Origin of the sequence: Pseudomonas marginalis (genome assembly GCF_008692035.1) — a bacterium.
In the GTDB taxonomy this organism is placed as follows: domain Bacteria; phylum Pseudomonadota; class Gammaproteobacteria; order Pseudomonadales; family Pseudomonadaceae; genus Aquipseudomonas; species Aquipseudomonas marginalis.
The window spans coordinates 266,958-286,750 of record NZ_VTFG01000002.1 but is presented as its reverse complement, the minus strand read 5'-3'; the positions used below and the strand labels follow the sequence as shown (position 1 = coordinate 286,750).

The 19,793-nt window shown below is 60.8% G+C and carries 18 protein-coding genes and 4 tRNA genes; 14 read left to right on the top strand and 8 right to left on the bottom strand.

Going from position 1 to position 19,793, the window contains the following annotated elements:
* Positions 1-20: 20 nt before the first annotated feature.
* Both FX984_RS21225 and FX984_RS21220 read left to right on the top strand, forming a co-directional pair.
* Positions 21-953 carry an ABC transporter ATP-binding protein gene (locus tag FX984_RS21225; RefSeq protein ID WP_027607098.1) on the top strand — a complete coding sequence of 311 codons (933 nt, stop codon included), beginning with the start codon at positions 21-23 and terminating at the stop codon, positions 951-953.
* Entirely contained in the window at positions 950-1,729 is a 780-nt protein-coding gene (locus FX984_RS21220; RefSeq protein ID WP_012723134.1) for an ABC transporter permease, read from the top strand. Before FX984_RS21225 ends, FX984_RS21220 begins: the two co-directional genes overlap by 4 nt.
* A gap of 66 nt (positions 1,730-1,795) precedes the next feature.
* Here the strand turns inward: FX984_RS21220 and FX984_RS21215 are convergent, their stop codons facing one another.
* Positions 1,796-2,335 (bottom strand): TetR/AcrR family transcriptional regulator, encoded by a 540-nt coding sequence (locus tag FX984_RS21215; protein WP_027607099.1) that lies wholly within the window; start codon positions 2,333-2,335, stop codon positions 1,796-1,798.
* 91 nt (positions 2,336-2,426) lie between these two features.
* Between FX984_RS21215 and FX984_RS21210 the strand changes: the two genes are divergently transcribed.
* The 3 genes from FX984_RS21210 to FX984_RS21200 all read left to right on the top strand — a co-directional run bounded on the left by FX984_RS21210 (position 2,427) and on the right by FX984_RS21200 (position 6,795).
* Positions 2,427-3,626 carry an MFS transporter gene (locus FX984_RS21210; protein WP_146478040.1) on the top strand — a complete coding sequence of 400 codons (1,200 nt, stop codon included), beginning with the start codon at positions 2,427-2,429 and terminating at the stop codon, positions 3,624-3,626.
* A gap of 88 nt (positions 3,627-3,714) precedes the next feature.
* Positions 3,715-4,863 carry a TDT family transporter gene (locus FX984_RS21205; RefSeq protein ID WP_027607101.1) on the top strand — a complete coding sequence of 383 codons (1,149 nt, stop codon included), beginning with the start codon at positions 3,715-3,717 and terminating at the stop codon, positions 4,861-4,863.
* A 57-nt stretch (positions 4,864-4,920) separates the two neighbouring features.
* The gene (locus FX984_RS21200) at positions 4,921-6,795 is read left to right on the top strand and encodes an MFS transporter (RefSeq protein ID WP_098480067.1); all 1,875 of its coding nucleotides are present in this window, start codon (positions 4,921-4,923) and stop codon (positions 6,793-6,795) included.
* Positions 6,796-6,851: 56 nt separating this feature from the next.
* Here FX984_RS21200 and sugE read toward each other — a convergent pair whose 3' ends face one another.
* From sugE to rdgC, 3 genes are all read right to left on the bottom strand, one after another.
* Entirely contained in the window at positions 6,852-7,166 is a 315-nt protein-coding gene (gene sugE / locus FX984_RS21195) for a quaternary ammonium compound efflux SMR transporter SugE (protein WP_027607103.1), read from the bottom strand.
* Positions 7,167-7,273: 107 nt separating this feature from the next.
* Positions 7,274-8,239, bottom strand: coding sequence for a bile acid:sodium symporter family protein (locus FX984_RS21190; RefSeq protein WP_027607104.1), 966 nt, complete (start codon positions 8,237-8,239; stop codon positions 7,274-7,276).
* 92 nt (positions 8,240-8,331) lie between these two features.
* Positions 8,332-9,252 (bottom strand): recombination-associated protein RdgC, encoded by a 921-nt coding sequence (rdgC, locus tag FX984_RS21185; protein WP_027607105.1) that lies wholly within the window; start codon positions 9,250-9,252, stop codon positions 8,332-8,334.
* A gap of 159 nt (positions 9,253-9,411) precedes the next feature.
* Between rdgC and FX984_RS21180 the strand changes: the two genes are divergently transcribed.
* The 5 genes from FX984_RS21180 (at position 9,412) to FX984_RS32505 (ending at position 10,145) form a co-directional block, all read left to right on the top strand.
* Positions 9,412-9,487: transfer RNA gene (locus FX984_RS21180), tRNA-Val, on the top strand.
* A gap of 19 nt (positions 9,488-9,506) precedes the next feature.
* Positions 9,507-9,583: transfer RNA gene (locus tag FX984_RS21175), tRNA-Asp, on the top strand.
* A gap of 176 nt (positions 9,584-9,759) precedes the next feature.
* Positions 9,760-9,835, top strand: a tRNA-Val gene (locus FX984_RS21170).
* Between the two features lie 19 nt (positions 9,836-9,854).
* A tRNA-Asp gene (locus FX984_RS21165) sits at positions 9,855-9,931 on the top strand.
* A gap of 52 nt (positions 9,932-9,983) precedes the next feature.
* Complete coding sequence (locus FX984_RS32505; RefSeq protein ID WP_155954383.1) at positions 9,984-10,145, top strand: hypothetical protein; 162 nt, start codon at positions 9,984-9,986, stop codon at positions 10,143-10,145.
* A 124-nt stretch (positions 10,146-10,269) separates the two neighbouring features.
* Here FX984_RS32505 and FX984_RS21160 read toward each other — a convergent pair whose 3' ends face one another.
* Positions 10,270-11,436 carry a catalase family protein gene (locus tag FX984_RS21160; RefSeq protein ID WP_146478038.1) on the bottom strand — a complete coding sequence of 389 codons (1,167 nt, stop codon included), beginning with the start codon at positions 11,434-11,436 and terminating at the stop codon, positions 10,270-10,272.
* Positions 11,433-13,241, bottom strand: coding sequence for a di-heme-cytochrome C peroxidase (locus tag FX984_RS21155; protein WP_098480069.1), 1,809 nt, complete (start codon positions 13,239-13,241; stop codon positions 11,433-11,435). Before FX984_RS21155 ends, FX984_RS21160 begins: the two co-directional genes overlap by 4 nt.
* A gap of 258 nt (positions 13,242-13,499) precedes the next feature.
* Here FX984_RS21155 and bamJ point away from each other — a divergent pair, with 258 nt between their 5' ends.
* The 4 genes from bamJ to FX984_RS21135 all read left to right on the top strand — a co-directional run bounded on the left by bamJ (position 13,500) and on the right by FX984_RS21135 (position 15,802).
* Positions 13,500-14,231, top strand: coding sequence for a BamJ family beta-barrel-assembly machinery protein (gene bamJ, locus FX984_RS21150; RefSeq protein WP_146478036.1), 732 nt, complete (start codon positions 13,500-13,502; stop codon positions 14,229-14,231).
* 312 nt (positions 14,232-14,543) lie between these two features.
* The gene (locus FX984_RS21145; protein ID WP_027607108.1) at positions 14,544-15,002 is read left to right on the top strand and encodes a YkvA family protein; all 459 of its coding nucleotides are present in this window, start codon (positions 14,544-14,546) and stop codon (positions 15,000-15,002) included.
* Positions 15,003-15,095: 93 nt separating this feature from the next.
* Positions 15,096-15,434 carry a helix-turn-helix domain-containing protein gene (locus FX984_RS21140; RefSeq protein ID WP_027607109.1) on the top strand — a complete coding sequence of 113 codons (339 nt, stop codon included), beginning with the start codon at positions 15,096-15,098 and terminating at the stop codon, positions 15,432-15,434.
* Complete coding sequence (locus FX984_RS21135) at positions 15,431-15,802, top strand: hypothetical protein (RefSeq protein ID WP_005786715.1); 372 nt, start codon at positions 15,431-15,433, stop codon at positions 15,800-15,802. Before FX984_RS21140 ends, FX984_RS21135 begins: the two co-directional genes overlap by 4 nt.
* On the opposite strand, the gene FX984_RS21130 is transcribed toward FX984_RS21135, so the two are convergent.
* Together FX984_RS21130 and FX984_RS21125 are read right to left on the bottom strand one after the other, a co-directional pair.
* A complete protein-coding gene (locus FX984_RS21130; protein ID WP_043293707.1) occupies positions 15,799-17,568 on the bottom strand; it encodes a bifunctional diguanylate cyclase/phosphodiesterase in 1,770 nt (589 codons plus the stop codon). The genes FX984_RS21135 and FX984_RS21130 overlap by 4 nt on opposite strands.
* Before the next feature lie 118 nt (positions 17,569-17,686).
* On the bottom strand, positions 17,687-19,768 hold the full coding sequence (locus FX984_RS21125) for a carboxy terminal-processing peptidase (protein WP_174562728.1): 2,082 nt from the start codon (positions 19,766-19,768) through the stop codon (positions 17,687-17,689).
* Between the last annotated feature and the right edge of the window lie 25 nt (positions 19,769-19,793).

Sequence of the window (19,793 nt, the reverse complement as noted above, 5' to 3'; positions counted from 1 at the left end):
TCTTTGGTGCGTATTCCGATATGAGTTCCGCTCTGTCCATCCGGCAGCTAACCAAAACCTACGGCAACGGTTTCCAGGCCCTGAGTGGTATCGATCTGGACGTTGCCGAAGGTGACTTCTTCGCCTTGCTCGGCCCCAACGGCGCCGGCAAATCCACCACCATCGGTATCCTCTCCACTCTGGTCAACAAGACCAGCGGCACGGTGAATATCTTCGGCCACGACCTGGACAAATCCCCGGCGGCGCTCAAGCGTTCCATCGGCGTGGTGCCCCAGGAATTCAACTTCAACCAGTTTGAAAAGACTTTCGACATTGTCGTGACCCAGGCTGGTTACTACGGCATCCCGGCGAAAGTTGCCAAGGAGCGCGCCGAGCAATACCTGACCCAGTTGGGCCTGTGGGACAAGCGCGACGTGCCGTCCCGTTCGCTGTCCGGTGGCATGAAGCGTCGCCTGATGATCGCCCGTGCGCTGGTGCATGAACCGCGCCTGTTGATCCTCGATGAGCCCACCGCCGGCGTGGATATCGAACTGCGTCGCTCGATGTGGACCTTCCTCACCGAGCTGAACGAGAAGGGCATCACCATCATCCTCACCACCCATTACCTGGAAGAGGCTGAGCAGCTGTGCCGCAACATCGGCATCATCGACCACGGCACCATCGTCGAGAACACCAGCATGCGTAACCTGCTGGGCCAACTGCATGTGGAAACCTTCCTGCTCGACCTGAAGAACAACCTGTCGGCACCGCCGCAATTGCTCGGTTACCCCAGCCGCCTGGTGGACAGCCATACCCTGGAAGTCCAGGTGGATAAAGCCATGGGCATCACCGCGTTGTTCACCCAGTTGGCGGCGCAGAACATCGACGTGCTGAGCCTGCGTAATAAAACCAATCGCCTTGAGGAGTTGTTCGTGTCCCTGGTGGAGAAAAATCTGACGAAGGTGGCGGTATGAGTTCTGAGCTGCAACCCAACCTTGTCGCACTGCAGACCATCGTCTACCGCGAAGTGAAGCGCTTTACCCGGATCTGGCCGCAGACCCTGCTGCCGCCGGCGATCACCATGGTGTTGTACTTTGTGATCTTCGGTAACCTGATCGGCCGGCAGATCGGCGACATGGGTGGTTTCACCTATATGGAGTACATCGTGCCGGGCCTGATCATGATGTCGGTGATCACCAACTCCTACGGCAACGTGGTCTCCAGTTTCTTCGGCAGCAAGTTCCAGCGCTCCATCGAAGAGCTGATGGTCTCGCCGGTATCGCCCCACACCATCCTGATTGGCTACACCTTGGGTGGCGTACTGCGCGGCTTGATGGTGGGTGTGATCGTGACGCTGCTGTCGCTGTTCTTCACCCACCTGCAGGTGCATCACCTCGGCGTCACCATTCTGGTGGTGGTGCTGACGGCGACGATCTTCTCGCTGCTGGGGTTTATCAACGCCGTGTTTGCACGCAACTTCGATGACATCTCGATCATCCCGACCTTCGTGCTGACGCCGCTGACCTACCTGGGCGGGGTGTTCTACTCCATCACCTTGCTGCCGCCGTTCTGGCAGACCGTGTCGCTGGCCAACCCGGTGCTGCACATGGTCAACGCCTTCCGCTACGGCATCCTGGGCGTGTCGGATATCAAGATCAGCGTGGCGATCACCTTCATGCTGGTGGCGACTGTGGTGTTGTATATCGGTTGCGCGAAGCTGCTGGTGAGCGGGCGCGGGATGCGTACCTGATAAAGCGCGGTCAAAAAATGTGGGAGGGGGCTTGCCCCCTCCCACATTTGGTTTTGTTTCAGGTCTTCAGGCCTGCAGAGCCAGCTCGATCAGCGCGTGCAGCTCTTCAACCGTCAGCGGCGCGCTTGAGAACAGAATACGGAACACCGTCGGCGCTGCCAGCAGATTGATCAAGTGGTCCACGCTTGGTGGCGACTGGTGCGGATAACGGTCGACAATCGCCTGAAGCTGCCCACTCAAGATGCTCACGCAGTAGCCCGGCGTCCCCCTGCATTGCAGGTCGCGCATCATGTTGCGGCCCGGCTCTGAACTCATCTCATCCAGGTATTGCTCGGCCCACGCCCGCAAGTCGCCACGCAGGCTGCCGGTGTTGGCGGGCTCGCTGTCGGGGCGCATGCGCGCAAGGGCCACATCCGCGAGCAGCACCGAGAGGTCGCCCCAGCGCCGGTAGATAGTCGACGGCGTGACGCCTGCGCGTGCGGCAATCATCGGCACCGTGACACTGGAGCGCTCATGGGTTTCGAGCAATTCACGCACGGCCGAATGGACTGATTCCTGTACCCGGGCACTGCGGCCCCCCGGGCGGAGGCCTTCTTTTATCGCCATGCTTGTGACCTTAACACAAAGAATTTGCTTTAAGCGCCGGCGAGTAGCACACTCCGCAAAAGCAAAAAATTAGCTTTAGCGGAGCGTGCCCATGTCCAGCCTCACTTCTCATCGTTCCAGCCTGGTGTTCCTCGCGGTCACGTTGCTGACGTTTCTCGCCGCTTCCAGTGCGCCGACACCGTTGTACCACCTGTATCAGGAGGGCCTGCATTTTTCGGCGGGCACGCTCACGCTGATCTTCGGCGTGTACGCCTTGAGCCTGTTGGCGGCGCTGTTGACCGTGGGCTCGCTGTCGGACCACCTGGGACGCAGGCCCGTGATTTTTACGGCATTGGTCCTGAATATGTTGGCGATGCTGCTGTTTATCAATGAAGACAGCGTGGCCTGGCTGGTCGCAGCGCGTACCGTACAGGGGTTTGCCACCGGCATGGCCACGGCGGTGCTGGGCGCGGCCTTGCTCGACACCGACCGCCAGCAGGGCCCGCTGGTCAACAGCGTGGCACCTCTGCTGGGCATGGCGTGCGGTGCGATGGGCAGCAGTGTGCTGGCGGAGTTCGCGCCACTGCCGACGCAGTTGATCTACTGGACGCTGCTGGCGCTGATGCTGATGCAGGCGCTGTATGTGTGGCGCCTGCCGGAAACCGTTGATCGTATTCCCGGTGCACTGGCCTCGCTGCGCCCCACGCTGCATGTGCCGCCCCAGGCGCGTCGCGCGTTGTGGCTGTCATTGCCGGTGGACGTGGCGGTGTGGGCGATGGGGGGCTTTTACCTGTCCCTGGCGCCGTCGCTGGTACGGGCGGCGACAGGCTCTACATCGAACCTTATCGGTGGCGGCCTGGTGGCGGTGCTGACGTTGAGCGGGGCGCTGATGATCTTCACCCTGCGCAATCGCCCGGCCAGCAAGGTGCTGCGCCTGGGCGCGACGCTGCTGGCGGTGGGGGTGGCGCTGATCCTTACGGCGGTGCACAGCGCCAGCCTGCCGCTGTTTTTTATCGCCACATTGATCGCCGGCAGCGGCTTTGGCGCCGGCTTTCTCGGCGCATTGCGCAGTGTGGTGCCGCTGGCTTTGCCGCATGAACGGGCAGGCTTGATGTCGGCATTCTATGTGCTGAGTTATTTGGCGTTCTGCTTGCCTTCGCTGCTGGCGGGCAACCTGATTCGCCGCTTTGGCCTGATCGTCACCACCGACGGTTACGGCGCCGTACTGATCCTGCTGGCCCTCGGGGCGTTGGTCGCCTTGCTGCTGCAGGATTCGGCAAAATCCAAGGCGGCCTGCATATCTGTAAAGTAGATAACAGTTAGAGATATTACCCGTTATATAGATATTCGATCAGGTTCTACCATGGCCTCAACCTCATGCGAGGAAGAGGATTGCCATCATGAACTGCTCGACGACCATCAGCTACAAACCCTTCAGTCACCTGACCCGGCCTCGGGAAGTGATTCGCCAATTCACCCCCAACTGGTTCGCCGCGACCATGGGCACCGGGGTGCTGGCGCTGGCCCTGGCGCAATGGCCGGTCAACCTGCCAGGTGTGCAGGCCATTGCCGAAGCACTGTGGTGGTTCACCATTGGCCTGTTCATTCTGTTCAGTGCCTTGTATACCGCGCGCTGGGTGATGTTTTTCCACGAGGCGCGGCGGATTTTCGGGCACTCCACGGTCTCGATGTTCTTCGGCACCATCCCCATGGGCCTGGCGACCATTCTCAATGGCTTGCTGCTGTTTGGCCTGCCGCGTTGGGGCGCCGATGTGATCCCGCTGGCCGAAGCCCTGTGGTGGCTGGATGTGGCGATGGCCCTGGCCTGCGGTGTGCTGATTCCCTTCATGATGTTCACCCGCCAGGAACACAGCATCGACCAGATGACTGCGGTCTGGCTGCTGCCGGTGGTGGCGGCCGAAGTCGCCGCAGCCAGCGGCGGCTTGCTCGCGCCGCACCTGGCGGACGCTCATTCGCAACTGGTGATGCTGGTGACCAGCTACGTGTTGTGGGCGTTTTCCCTGCCGGTGGCGTTCAGCATCCTGACCATCCTGATGTTGCGCATGGCCCTGCACAAACTGCCCCACGCCAACATGGCGGCGTCGAGCTGGCTGGCGTTGGGCCCGATCGGTACCGGTGCCCTGGGCATGTTGTTGCTGGGCGGCGATGCTCCGGCGATCTTTGCCGCCAATGGCTTGCCCGGCGTGGGTGAAATAGCCAATGGGCTCGGCCTGGTCGCAGGCATCACCCTGTGGGGCTTCGGCTTGTGGTGGATGCTGATCGCAGTATTGATCACCCTGCGTTACCTGCGCGGCGGTATCCCATTCAACCTCGGTTGGTGGGGCTTCACCTTCCCGTTGGGGGTGTACGCCCTGGCCACGCTGAAGCTGGCGAACCTGCTGCACCTGGGCTTCTTCAGCGCCTTCGGTAGCCTGCTGGTGGCGGCGTTGGCGCTGATGTGGCTGATCGTGGCCAAGCGCACTGTGCAGGGCGCCTACAAAGGCGAGCTTTTTGTTTCGCCGTGCATTGCAGGACTAGGGAATAAGTAAGCGGAGTTAGGTAAAGTCGTGGCCTGATAACTATTAGGCCACGCAGGAACACGGACGATGAGCCACCCCTCACAATTCACCTTGCTGCGCACACGGCGCTTCCTGCCGTTTTTCATCACCCAGTTGCTGGGCGCTTTCAACGACAACATCTTCAAGCAATCGCTGATCCTGGCGATTCTCTACAAGCTCACCATCGACGGTGACCGCAGCATTTGGGTCAACCTGTGCGCCTTGCTGTTTATCCTGCCGTTCTTCCTGTTTTCGGCGCTGGCCGGGCAGTTTGGCGAGAAATTCAACAAGGATGCGTTGATCCGTGCGATCAAGATCGGCGAGATCGTGATCATGGCCGTCGGTGCCACAGGCTTCCTGTTCAACCATTTGGAATTGATGCTGCTGGCGTTGTTTGCCATGGGTACCCACTCGGCGCTGTTCGGTCCGGTGAAGTACTCGATCATGCCCCAGGCCCTGCACGAAGATGAGCTGGTAGGTGGCAACGGCCTGGTGGAGATGGGCACGTTCCTGGCCATCCTGGCCGGCACCATTGGCGCCGGGATCATGATGTCGTCCACCCATTACGCGCCGATCGTGGCGGTGGCGATTGTCGGCGTGGCGGTGCTGGGTTACCTGGCCAGCCGCAGCATTCCACGGGCGGCCGCATCCACGCCGCAACTGCGCCTGGACTGGAATATCTTCACCCAGTCCTGGGCCACGCTGCGCATGGGCCTGGGGCAGACGCCCGCGGTGTCGCGCTCGATTGTCGGTAACTCGTGGTTCTGGTTTGTCGGCGCGATCTACCTGACGCAGATCCCGGCCTACGCCAAGGAATGGTTGTACGGCGATGAAACCGTGGTCACCCTGATCCTCACGGTGTTCTCGGTGGGCATCGCCCTGGGCTCGATGCTCTGCGAAAAACTCTCCGGGCGTAAGGTGGAAATCGGCCTGGTGCCGTTTGGCTCGTTCGGCCTGACGGTGTTCGGCCTGCTGCTCTGGTGGCATTCCGGCGGTTTCCCGCAGAACGTCCAGGCCAACGATTGGCTCGCGGTGCTCAGCTACGGCCAGGCCTGGTGGGTGTTGTTCGATATCCTTGGCCTGGGTGTGTTCGGCGGCTTCTATATCGTGCCGCTGTACGCGCTGATCCAGTCGCGTACCGCCGAGAACGAGCGGGCGCGGGTGATCGCCGCCAACAACATTCTCAATGCGCTGTTCATGGTGGTCTCGGCGATCGTGTCGATCCTGCTGCTGAGCGTGGCCAAGCTGTCGATCCCGGAGTTGTTCCTGGTGGTGTCGCTGCTCAACATCGCGGTCAACGCCTACATCTTCAGGATCGTCCCCGAGTTCACCATGCGCTTCATGATCTGGCTGCTCAGCCACTCCATGTACCGCGTGGAGCATCGCAACCTTGACGCTATCCCTGATGAAGGCGCGGCGTTGCTGGTGTGCAATCACGTGTCGTTTGTCGATGCGTTGTTGATCGGTGGCGCGGTGCGTCGGCCGATTCGCTTTGTCATGTACTACAAGATCTACCGTTTGCCGGTGCTGAACTTTATCTTCCGCACCGCCGGGGCGATTCCGATTGCCGGGCGCAATGAAGACATCCAGATCTACGAAAAGGCCTTCACGCGCATTGCCCAGTACCTGAAGGACGGGGAGTTGGTGTGTATCTTCCCGGAAGGCAAATTGACGGCGGATGGCGAGATGAATGAGTTCCGTGGTGGGGTGACGCGCATCCTGGAAGAGACACCGGTGCCGGTGATTCCGATGGCGTTGCAGGGGCTGTGGGGGAGTTTCTTCAGCCGCGATCCGCACAAGGGCTTCTTTCATCGGATCTGGTCGCGGGTGGTATTGGTGGCGGGTGAGCCTGTTGCCGTGGAGGCGGCTACGCCTGCGCAGTTGCAGGCGGTGGTGGGTGTTTTGCGGGGGAGTGTCAGGTAGTTCTGTGCTGGATGTACCGGACTCATCGGGGGCTTGCCCCCGATGGCGGTAGCGGCCTAAGCGCTGATCTTAAGCCCAACAAGCCCGCAAATGATCAACGCCACACTGGCCAATCGAAACAACGCCATGGACTCCCCGAACAGGACAATCCCGGCAATCACGGTGCCCACCGCGCCCACACCGGTCCAGATGGCATAGGCGGTGCCCAGGGGCAGTTCCTTCATGGCCAGCCCCAGCAGGCCGAGGCTGATGGCCATGGCGGCAATCGTCAGGGCGGTGGGCAGTGGCTTGCTGAAACCGTCGGTGTACTTCAGGCCGACGGCCCAGCCGACTTCGAACAGACCGGCAAAAAACAGAATGATCCAGGACATGATGACCTCGCTTCCATAGGCGGGGTCGTCCCCGGATTGTGCGCCTCGACAGCGTCGCGAGGTCGTCCCCGCGAAGCCCGGTAGAGTGCCGAAAATTGATCATGCGATCAAGTTTGCGGCGTGTTCTCCAGTACGCGGCGGTCTTCCTTCTCGCTCATGCGGCGGAAATACGTCGACAGCAATGCCCCGGAAATATTGTGCCAGACACTGAACAACGCACTGGGCACTGCCGCCAACGGCGAAAAGTGCGCGCTGGCCAAGGCGGCGCCCAGCCCTGAGTTCTGCATGCCCACTTCCAGTGCCAACGACTTGCGTTGGGCCAATGGTAGTTTGAACACACGGCCGGTGAAGTAGCCCAGCAGGTAGCCGAAGCTGTTGTGCAGCATCACCACAGCCATGATCAGCAGGCCCGATTCGGCAATTTTCGCCTGGCTGGCAGCCACTACCGCGGCGACGATGATCACAATGCTGACCACCGACACCAGGGGCAGCACGTCCACTGCATGGCGGACCCGCTCGCCGAGCACGCGTTGCGCGACCACGCCGAGCACGATCGGCAGCAGCACCACTTGCAGGATCGACCAGAACAACTCCATGAACGACACCGGCAACCAGGCCGAGGCCAACAGCCAGATCAGCGCCGGGGTGAGCAGCGGGGCGAGGAGGGTGGTGACGGCAGCGATGGCCACCGACAGCGCCAGGTCGCCACGGGCCAGCCAGGTCATCACGTTGGACGAGGTGCCGCTTGGGCAGCAACCGACCAGGATCACGCCGACGGCAATTTCCGGCGGCAGGTGAAAGGCCTGGCACAGCAGCCACGCCACCCCCGGCATGATCACGAAATGCGCGACCACGCCCAGGGCCACGCGCCACGGGTGGCGAGCGACTTCGGCGAAGTCTTCAAGTTTGAGGGTCAGCCCCATGCCGAACATCACCAGGCCCAGCAGCGGGACGATGGCGCTTTTCAGGCCGATGAACCAGCTGGGCTCGAGGAACGCGACAACGGCGAAGATCAACACCCAGTAGGCGAAGGTATTGCCGACGAAGCGGCTCAAGGCGGCGAGTGCGCGCATGGGGGTGTCCTTGTTATTAGATTCTTGAAGTGCAAATGCGATCAAATGTGTGAGGGGGCAATTCCCCTCCCACAATTTGATCTTCAAACGGCTTAGATACCTTGCGGGGTTTCTTCGCCGCCGAGGGCTTCGATCAACGCCGGCAGGAAGTCGCCGAAGGTCAGCATCATCAGCGTGAAGCTGGCGTCCAGCTGACCCAGGGCCTCTTCGCCACCGTCCTGTTCCGCCTGGTCTTGCAGCAGGTCTTCGAACTTCAGGCGCTTGACGGTCATCTTGTCGTCAAGCATGAAGGACAGCTTGTCCTGCCAGGCCAGGGACAGTTGGGTCACGACTTTGCCGGTGGTCAGGTGCAGCTGGATTTCTTCGCCGGTCAGGTCCTGACGCTTGCAACGTACGATGCCGCCGTCTTCGTGGGTGTCGCGCAGTTCGCATTCGTCGAGGACGAAGAAGTCATCGGCCGGTTTCTGGGTGGTGACCCAGTCGGTCATGATGGCGGTGGGCGCGGTTTTCACGGTGAGTGGGCGCACCGGCAGGGTGCCGATCACTTCACGCAGGGTGGAGAGCAGGTCTTCGGCGCGTTTCGGGCTGGCCGAGTTCACCAGGATCAGGCCTTGCTTCGGCGCGATGGCGGCAAAGGTCGACGAGCGGCGAATAAAAGCGCGGGGCAGGAAGGCCTGGATGATTTCATCCTTGATCTGGTCGCGTTCCTTTTTATAGACCTTGCGCATTTGCTCGGCCTCGATCTCTTCGACTTTCTCTTTCAGTGCGTCACGCACCACGCTGCCCGGCAGGATGCGTTCTTCCTTGCGGGCGGCGATCAGCAGGAAGTCACCGCTGACGTGAACCAGGGGAGCGTCTTCACCTTTACCGAACGGTGCGACGAAACCGTAGGTGGTCAACTCCTGGCTGGCACAAGGGCGCGCCAGTTTGGTGGCCATGGCCGCTTCCAACGCCTCGGCATCAACAGGCAGATCTTGGGTCAGGCGATAGATAAGCAGGTTCTTGAACCACATGGGGTGAGTCTCTCCTTTATACAAAGGGGGGCATTATTCTCTTGATAGCGCCCCAGGCCAACCCTGCCTAAGCCATTGGAAGGCCTCAAAAAAAAGATTTAAGAAAGTGCTTGCCAGACATAAGGTCGCTCCGTAGAATGCGCGCCACACCGAGACGAAGGGTGATTAGCTCAGCTGGGAGAGCATCTGCCTTACAAGCAGAGGGTCGGCGGTTCGATCCCGTCATCACCCACCATTCGCTTCATGTGTTACGCGCAGCGGTAGTTCAGTCGGTTAGAATACCGGCCTGTCACGCCGGGGGTCGCGGGTTCGAGTCCCGTCCGCTGCGCCATATTCGGTAGCCTGGAACGCTGAACGCCAGGTCACCACAGAAAGCCCGCCTGATCGCGGGCTTTTTGCTGTCCGGAATATGGCAAAAAATCGTGCGCTGAACTTTTTTTGAATAAATTGCATTTAAATCAAGACATTACGATTTTTTGGTGTATGATGCGCCCACACCGAAACGAAGGGTGATTAGCTCAGCTGGGAGAGCATCTGCCTTACAAGCAGAGGGTCGGCGGTTCGATCCCGTCATCACCCACCATTCGCTTCACGTGTTACGCGCAGCGGTAGTTCAGTCGGTTAGAATACCGGCCTGTCACGCCGGGGGTCGCGGGTTCGAGTCCCGTCCGCTGCGCCATATTCGGTAGCCTGGAACGCTGAACGCCAGGTCACCACGGAAAGCCCGCTCAATGAGCGGGCTTTTTTTTGCCTGCGATTTGACCTTTCTGCGCCTTGCCGTCGCCCTGACGCTACCTGACCTTTTTCTTGCGTGGCTGGCGCGTGGCCAAGTGCTCGAAGCAAAAAGACGCAGTGCCGAACACGGCGATTATGGTCAGGACGATCATGCCTAGGGTTGAGCTTTCCACGATGGGCTTCCTACGTGATGGAGTAGGCGTCCACGGTAGAGTTACGACGAAAGCGCCTCAATAGACCCGACGCAATCCTTACGACGCCGGGCCCATTGTTACGCAGTCTTTACGGGGCGTTGCGGCTGTGGCGGTAATCGCTGACCGCTTCATACACCGCCTTGCGCAAGCGATTGATGCCGCCGATGGGGCGGTGCTCGGTCACGCCAAACCATGGGTTGAACGACTGGTTGTCACACGCCAGGTTCTGCTCGGGCGTATCGAAATCCTGGGCCGGGATCCGCACCTTGGCTACGCTCTCGTAGGGCGCATCGCTCTCCTTCCACTCGATGCTGGTGTCTTCGATCGGCATGAATTTCTGCGGGTTCTGCCGCTGGATCTGCAACACGAAACATGCCGGCACGCGGTCGGTGGACAGCTGCTGGCTCAAGGCGCTGCGCAGGAAGTTCGGCAGGTCCTGGTTCTGCTTGGGCAGGGCGTATTCCGGGCAGCCCTGTGGGTCGGGCGCCACACGGAACTTGGCATTGGCCGCGCCGAACTTGTAGGGCGATACCGAAAAATAGGTGGTCTGCGTCGGGCTGGCCGGTGCGGGTGCCAGGGTTGCCAGGGCGATAAACAGGTGACGCACCTGCCAGCTGCGCGGGTCGGCCTTGGGGAAGAACGCCAGGACTTTCTTGCCATCCGCCTGGGCGCCGATGTTCTGCGCGTACTCCGCCACATCGCTGACAAAGAAATTCGGGTGGCTGAACATCACGAAGTCCTGTTCCGTGCGGGCCTGCTGGTCGGCGAGCAATTGTTTGCCCGGCACGTCCAGCAACTTGAGCGCCATGCCCCGGGCATCGCGGATGCTGTCGAACTGCGGGTAGGCGTTGCCGTTGGACAAGCGCATCATGGCCTGCCAGGTCTTGCCTGGTTCGGCAAATACACCCTGGCGCAACGCCGGGTCGAGATCGGCCAGCACACTGACTTCGGCTTTCACGCAACCATGGGCCTTGGCGTGGGCATCGCGCAGGTAGCGCGTGCCTTCGCGATGCTGGTCAACGATGCGCACGGCGGTCTGGATAATGCCCTGGGTCATTGCCGCTTCACCCGCAGGGATCTGCTCGTCCGGCGACACCGGTCCGCTGTGCTGCCAGGCAAACCACGCCGTGCTCGCCAGCCAGCCGAGCAGGCCCAGGCCCACCAGCCACAACAGGGTCTTGCCGAGAAACCGGCCAAGGCGCAGCCACAGGCGGGCGAGCAGGGAAGGTTGGTCGTATCGAGATCGGATCATCATGGCAGTTGTTGCTCCAGCGGGCCGCCCAGCACTTTGAGGTATTCCAGCAGTGCCCAGCGTTCCTGCGGCAGCAAGCTGCGGCCGATAACGCCATTGCCACGCTTGCCGGCACGGAATTCGTGGCCGCTGTTGTGGTTGCCGGTGAGTTTGGTATCGAACAGGAAGGCATTCTTGAACGCTGCGGTCTCAAAGCCCAGGTGACGCGGGTCGTAGTTGAAGGTGCCTTTATAGAAGGTGGTGCTGCGTTCATCCTGAGGCGAGAGCAACTGGTAGATCGTCGGCACCGAGCCGTTGTGCAGGAACGGCGGGGTCGCCCACACACCGGCCAGCGGGCGGGCCTTGTAGGCACGCAACTCGCGCACGCCAATGGGCAGGCCGTAGCCATCCAGGCGCGGGCGCTCGGCCGGGGTGACGCCGGCGGCGCGGTAGGCGTGGTCTTCGACGAAGGCGGTGACGTAGGCCAGGCCCTTGGCCACGGACATTTTCTTCAGGTCCAGCGGCTCGGTGGGGGTGGGGTGCAGTTCGACATTGAGCTTGGCCAGTTCCGCCGGGTCCCACTGCAGGGCGCTGAGGTCATAGCGCTGGTCGGCAATGTTGCTGGCGGTACCGGGGTCGGTGCCGATGTACGCCACCGGCAGCATTTTCAGCTGCTGCACCGGGCGGCCATTTTCCTCGGTGACGGCCGGCACATGGCAGCCGGCGCAGTTCTCGGCGAACAGCGCGCGGCCCTGGGCGGCGAGGGGCTTGTCGACGGGGCCGAACAAGTCCTCGGGCCAGGTCGGTGGTTTGAGGCGTTGCAGGGTTTCTTCGATCCGGTTGAGGTCACGCACCCTGACGCTCGACGGGTAGCGCGCATCGCCCTGAAGCGGTTGGCCGGCGGCGTCGAAAAAGCTCAACGTCGCGCCTACACCGAGGGCTTCACCGATATTACGCGCCATGGGTTGCTGGGCCGAGCCGTTCCATTGCACCCAGTCGAAGGTCCAGATGTCCCACAGCTGCGGGTAGTCCACCGGCGCATTGGCGACGCGGTAGTTGTCTGGCGAAATGGCATCGCCAAAGCTGGCATTGGCGATCCGGCCAAAGGCGTCGGTGCGGCCCGGGCCTTCTTCGGTGGGGTAGAGGCCGCGGTGGGTGTCGTTCCAGGCGACCTTGAGGAACTGGTTCAGCGACTGTTTGAAGTCCTCGCGCAACTGGCTGTGCTCTGCGTCGTAGCGATCCCCCAGCACCTGGCGGGCAAACCGCTCGAATTTCCAGGGGTTGTAGTAGGTGGCGGCGAGGCTGGCGACCAGGGCCTGGCCGAAACTGCCACCACGCAAGGTGGGTACGCTGGAAGGCAGTACGTGTTGGGCCGAGCCGCCGTCGATACGCAGGGCCTGGCCCTTGAAGTGCAATTCGCCGGTATGGCAGGCGGCACAGGTAATATCCAGGTACTCGACGTTGCTGTCGGCGTTTTTGTGCCGGGCGAAGCCCACGGGCAGGTTGCCGGGGTTTTGCGTGGTGGGTACCTGCTTGGGGTCCACCAGGAAACCGAAGCGCGCCAGGTACTCTGGCGTGGCAAAACGCCGCTCGGAGAACGGCAGTTCCAGGGCGGTGAACCAGTTGTAGTGCAGGCCTTTTACTTGGGTGCCCTGAGGGGTGAAGTAATAGGTCTGGCGGTCGGCGGCGCTCCATTGGTCCTGGTAGCGCACCTGTTCCACCGGCACGTAGTCGGGCAGCCTGGGGTTGACGGTGTAGTACAGCACCACGGCCAGGATCAGGCCCAGCGCGATGAGTATCAGCAGTAAAACACGGGAAAAAATGCGCAAGATGGCTATCCTTGTCTCGGCCTTGTCGAGTGGTCGCGTTGTTATGCCACTACGCCACGGGTGCGGCAAGTGGCCATGAGTCAGATGAGAGGCGGTCCCGCGATCCGTCGCGGGCTCCCATAATGAATGAAAATGCTTTTAAACACGTGAACTTATCGGAAGTTTCCTGCTCACATGCCGGTAGCCATTGGTCGTGGCCGCCTGATAAGCTCGCGACTTTATTCGAATGCCCTTTTGGCGCATGAACAAGGAAATAGCATGAAACAGCATCGGTTGGCGGCGGCGGTGGCCCTGGTTAGCCTGGTACTTGCGGGTTGTGATTCGCAGACCAGCGTAGAGCTGAAAACCCCGGCGCAGAAAGCTTCCTACGGCATCGGCCTGAACATGGGCAAAAGCCTTGCCCAGGAAGGCATGGATGACCTGGATTCCAAAGCGGTAGCCCAGGGCATCGAAGATGCCGTCGGCAAGAAAGAGCAGAAGCTCAAAGACGACGAACTGGTTGAAGCGTTTGCCGCACTGCAGAAGCGTGCTGAAGAACGCATGACCAAAATGAGCGAAGAGTCGGCAGCCGCCGGCAAGAAATTCCTCGAAGACAACGCCAAGAAAGACGGCGTAGTCACCACCGCTTCCGGCCTGCAGTACAAGATCACCAAGAAAGCCGACGGCCCACAGCCTAAGCCGACTGACGTGGTGACTGTTCACTACACCGGCAAGCTCACCAACGGCACCACCTTTGACAGCTCCGTGGATCGCGGCAGCCCTATTGACCTGCCGGTCAGCGGCGTGATTCCTGGCTGGGTCGAAGGCCTGCAACTGATGCACGTAGGCGAGAAGGTCGAGTTGTACATCCCGTCCGACCTGGCCTATGGCGCCCAGAGCCCGAGCCCGGCAATCCCGGCCAACTCGGTGCTGGTATTCGACCTGGAACTGCTGGCCATCAAGGACCCAGCCAAGGCTGACGCCCCTGCTGCACCTGCCGCCAAGAAGTAATCGGCGCTTGAACACACAACGCCCCGTCTTGACGGGGCGTTGTTGTTTCCAGGGTTTTCAAAATCAGTACCTGTAGACATCCGATCGAACGCCCGTACGCTGTAGCAGTCTGATATAAGACTCGAGTACGGGTATCGGCACATCTGCGCCAAGTCAATGAATTCTTGGGTTTTTTTGATGTGCGCAAAAAACGCCCGATCTGACTGGAAGCCTTGTAGAACGTGGCTTTCAGCCGGTAAAACAGGCTCTGTTCACAAGGTTATCCACAATTTGTGTGGATAACCTTTCTGTTTGATGGAACTGGAGTGACAGATGAAACCACCCTTCAATTTCACCCGTTTCCTGCCCATGGCTGCACGCTTGCTGGGCCGTGGACGTTTGCCGACCCTGCTGTTCGCTGTCGCCGCCAAAGGCTCCAGCCAGGGCAACCGCCTGGGTAAGCTCAAGGATGATCTCAAGTTGCTTCAATCCCTGTGCCTGGCCTACTGGCGTGGCGAGTACCGGGCCATCAGCCCCAAGGCACTGATCTCTGTGGTGGCGGGGTTGATGTATTTCCTCAGCCCGATTGATGCGATCCCGGACTTTATCCCCATGTTCGGCATGCTCGACGACATCGCGGTACTGGCGTGGGTCATGAAGACCCTGGAAGGCGAACTGAGCGCGTTTCGCGCCTGGCGTGACGCACAGCGCCCGGAAAAACTCGCGGTGGTTGAGCGTTTGCCTGCCACCCCGGCCTTGCTGGCCAAGGAAAACCCGCAAAAAAACGGATGACGTGGCTATCCCCCTGCGACCTTTGTGGCTGTTAGGATTACACTCCTAAGGAAAGAGCTTACTCAGTAAGTGCAGTTATCCTACGGGGCGGTCATGGATATTCAGATAATTTCACGCAATGGCGAACCCGAGTACGCGGTGTTGCCATGGGATCAGTACCAGGCGCTGCTAAAAGCCGCCGGTCAGCAACAGCCTTCACCGACGCCTTCTCCTACTGCACACGCCGCACCTGACCAGGATTTGCGCCCGCTCGCAGACCTGCGCGGCTTGCGTGAAGCCAAGGGCCTGGCGATTGAAGCGTTGGCCCGCACCGTGGGCATCAGCCCCTCGTATCTCGGATTGATCGAAAGTGGTGAACGTCAGCCGGATGCCGCAATCCGCCGCAGCCTGGCCTGGGAATTGGGCGTTACAGGGTGGAGGGATGAATCTTGAGCCTACGTATCAGTCGTCAACATTGGGATGGGTTACTTAACGAACTGGACCAGGCGCGCCGCCAGCGCCATCTGCTGACCTACCGGGCACTGTTGGAGCGCCTGCAGTTTCCGACGCCGGCGATGCAAACCCTGGCCGCTGCCCTGGAGCACCTGGCGGCGCTGGACGCCAAGGCCGAGCAACCGTTGCGCAGCTCCTTGGTGATCAGCCAGGGCGCCAGTCGCCTGCCGCGTACCGGGTTCTTTGAATGTGTGGAGCGCCTGGGGCGTTTCAGCGGGCCGTCCGATGGCGTGGCCGCCGCCTCCTGGCATGCCTCGGAAGTGGTGCGGGTGTTCGAATACGAGTATCCGGAGTCTGCCGAGGCTTAAAGTGCCTGGGGCAACATGTCCATGCTGTCGATCACGTGGATACTGTAGCCGGTCATATCCTTGGCATGGTGCTTGGCCTGCGAGGCCAGTTCCGCCAACTGGCTGGCATCGAGTTGTCCACAGGCCTGTGGATACAAATGCACCACCCCGATCGACAATGACAGCAACGCAAACTCCTGGCGTACGCCCTGGCGGTTCAGCGCCACGAAGCAGCCGGCGTCGAGGTGCTCGGCGCGGTAGAAGCGCCGGCACTGGGTATGGAAATCGTCCAGCAGCTGGTTGAGCCGCTTGCGCCAATCCTGTGGCCCCAATACCAGCAGGAAGTCATCGCCACCGATGTGCCCGACAAAGTCGCGGCTGGGGTCGACCCGGTCGTTCAGGCACTGCGCCAGGCACAGCAACACCTCATCCCCACGTCCGTAGCCGTAGATGTCGTTGAACGGCTTGAAGCTGTCGATATCCACGTAGCAGATCACCGATTCCCGCTGTTGCTGCAACAGTCGCGTCAGGCACTGCTGGATCGGCACGTTGCCGGGCAGCAGGGTCAGCGGGTTGGCATAGCGCGCCTGCTGGATTTTCAGTTCGGTGATCAGCTTGAGTACATCGATTACCCGGCCCAGGCCGAGGTAATCGCCATTGAGGGTGATGATGAAATCTTCTTCGATACGTTGCCGTGCGCGGCTGGTCAGCAGGCGGCTGACCTGTTGCAGCGACTGGCTCAACTCCACCGCCAGAAAATCCGTACTCATCAGCCGGCTGATGGGCTTGCGCGCAAACAGGTCGGTGGCAAACGGCTTGAGCAGCGCATCGGAGAGTGAATGCCGGTGCACGATCCCTACCGGGTGGCCGCGTCCATCCAGAACCGCCAGGGAGTTAAGGTTAGCCTGGCGGCGGAACGCCTCCAACACCTGGGCGGTGGCGGTGTCCTGATCGACCGCCGGTTGTTCGCTGAGCAGGGCGCTGAGGTCGCCGGCTTCTTCGCTGAGGGCCACATTGGCCTGGTCGGGCTTGGGCAGCATCTGGCGCGCTTCCTGGGGCGGCTGCTCCTGTGGACGGCAGAGCAGGTAACCCTGGACCAGGTCGACGCCCATTTCGGTCAATACCGCCAGCTCTTCCGGCAATTCGATGCCCTCGGCGATCACCTGGGCCCGTGAGGCCCTGGCGATCTGCAGGATAGAGCCGACAAACTCACGCTTGAGCGCATCCTGATGGATACCGTCGATAAAGTGGCGGTCGATCTTCACGTAATCCGGGCGCAGCTCCGACCACAAGCGCAGGCTGGAATAGCCGGCACCCAAGTCATCCAAGGCAATCGAAAAGCCCATGTTGCGGTAATGGTGCAGGGCGGTTTGCAGCAGGTCGAAATCGTCGGTGGGGGTCTGCTCGGTGAGTTCGATCACCACCTGGCTCGGCGGAATGCCGAAGTCGCGCAGCAATTGCAGGGTGCGGCCCGGTTGATGAGCGGTCTCCATCAAGGATTCGGGCGAGACATTCAGGAACAGCTTGCCCGGCAGCTTTTGCTCGCTGAAGCGGCGGCATGCGCTTTCGCGGCAGGCCATTTCCAGTTCGCTGAGGCGTCCCGCATGGCGCGCCACCGAGAACAGCGCGATGGGGGAGTGCAGCGGGCTGTTCGACGGGCCGCGGCTGAGGGCCTCGTAGCCGAGGATGCGCCGTTCCGACAGACAGATGATCGGTTGGAACAGGCTGTGCAAACTGCCTTGAGCCAGGATAGAGCCCAATGCACTCAGCTGTTCGGTCATGGTCATGGCGATCTCGATCGAAAAAAAAGGACCGTGGGCGTTACGCCGACGGTCCTTCATTTCACGACAGAATGATGTCTATATGATGACACTCCAGGGAGCGATCACATTAAATCGCCATCATTTACTGCTTGGCCACCTGTTTGGTGATTTTCAGGTAGTCCAGCAGGATCCGGCCGCTCTCGGCCAGGTAAGCGTCGTCTTCCGGCTTGGTTTTATCCGCTTCGGTCGGCAGCGCATCCTCGTCTTCTTTCTTCAGCTCCTTGAGGGGTTCTTCGCCCTTGGCCTTGCGGCGGATGTTTTCCAAGGCGAGTTGCTTGTTTTCGATGTCGGAGTGCTGTGCACGACGGTCCACTTCATTGAGGCTGACGGTTTTTTCTTCCATCAACTTCTTGGCCAGGGCCAGCTTGTCGCGGATGAACACAAACTCGGCATCCTTGGCGGAGCGGGTATCGTGGTCAGCCTTCAACTGCGCGAGGAATGGCTTGAACGGGTCCGAGGCCGGCTTGATTGCAGGACGGATGGTGTCCCACGGCATGGCTTCCGGCAGGGCGCTTTCGCCGATTTCCTTGGTGTCGATGATCGACGGGAAATCGATGTCCGGCAGTACGCCCTGATGCTGGGTGCTCTGCCCGGACACCCGGTAGAACTTGGCCAGCGTCAGCTTGAGCTCGCCATGGTTCAGCGGCTGGATGGTCTGCACGGTGCCTTTGCCGAAGGTCTGGCCGCCGATGATCAATGCACGGTGATAGTCCTGCATGGCGCCGGCGAAAATCTCCGAAGCCGAAGCCGACAGGCGGTTGACCAGCAACGCCATCGGGCCTTTGTAGAAGGCACCCGGGTTCTCGTCTTCGAGCACGTCGACACGGCCGTCAGCGTTGCGTACCAACACGGTCGGGCCCTTGTCGATAAACAGGCTGGTCAGCTCGGTGGCTTCCTGCAGGGAACCGCCGCCGTTGTTGCGCAGGTCGATGACCACGCCGTCGACTTTTTCCTTCTGCAGCTCGGTAAGGATTTTCTTCACGTCGCGGGTGGTGGACTTGTAGTCCGGGTCACCGGCACGGAAGGCCTTGAAGTCCAGGTAGAAGGCCGGGATTTCAATCACGCCCAGCTTGTAGTCCTTGCCATCCTGCTTGAGGTTGAGGACTTTCTTCTGCACGGCCTGGTCTTCGAGCTTCACCGCTTCACGGGTGATGGACACGATCTTGCTGGTCTGGTCGTTCGGTGCATTGGTGTGCGGAATCACTTCCAGGCGCACCACGCTGCCTTTCGGCCCGCGGATCAGCTTGACCACTTCGTCCAGGCGCCAGCCGACCACATCGACCATCTCTTTGTCGGCCTGGGCCACACCGATGATCTTGTCGGCAGGCGCCACCTGCTTGGTCTTGTCTGCCGGACCGGCCGGCACCAGACGCACGATCTTCACCTGGTCATTGTCGCTTTGCAGGACGGCACCGATGCCTTCCAGGGACAGACTCATGTTGATATCGAAATTTTCCGCGTTATCTGGAGACAGATAATTGGTGTGCGGATCGTAGGACATCGCAAAGGTGTTGATGTAGGCCTGGAAGATATCTTCGGCACGGGTCTGGTCCAGGCGCGCCAGTTGATTCTTGTAGCGCTTGGTCAGCAGCTCCTGGATGGCCTTGGGCTCTTTGCCGGCGATCTTCAGGCGCAGCACTTCGTCCTTGACGCGTTTGCGCCAGAGGTCGTCGAGGGCGGCGGTGCTGGTCAGCCAAGGCGCGTCCTTGCGGTCCACCAGAAGGGTTTCCTTCTGGGTGAAGTCGAGCTTGTCGACACCCTTGTCCAACTCACCCAAGGCGAAGTCCAGACGCGCTTTCACGCGATCCAGATAGCGCTTGTAGATGGTGAAGCCGGGCTGCAGGTCGCCGCTCTTGAGGAAGTCGTCGAACTGCGTCTTCCACTTGTCGAACTCAGCGATATCGCTGGCCAGGAAGTAGCTGCGCGACGGATCCAGCAGCTTGAGGTAGCTGTCGTAGATGATCACCGAGCGCGCGTCGTCCAGCGGCGGCTTGCTGTAGTGATGACGCTTGAGCAACTCGACGACGTTAAGGCTGGCAATCACCTCATCGCGGTCCGGCTGAAGGTTGTCCCAGCTGTTGGCTGCGAACGTATTGGTCGACATCGACGCGAAGCCGATACCAATGAAAAGAGCGAGGGCGGTGCTGGGGAACAGATGCTTCATGCTGATTCGACGCGGGGGCAATTGA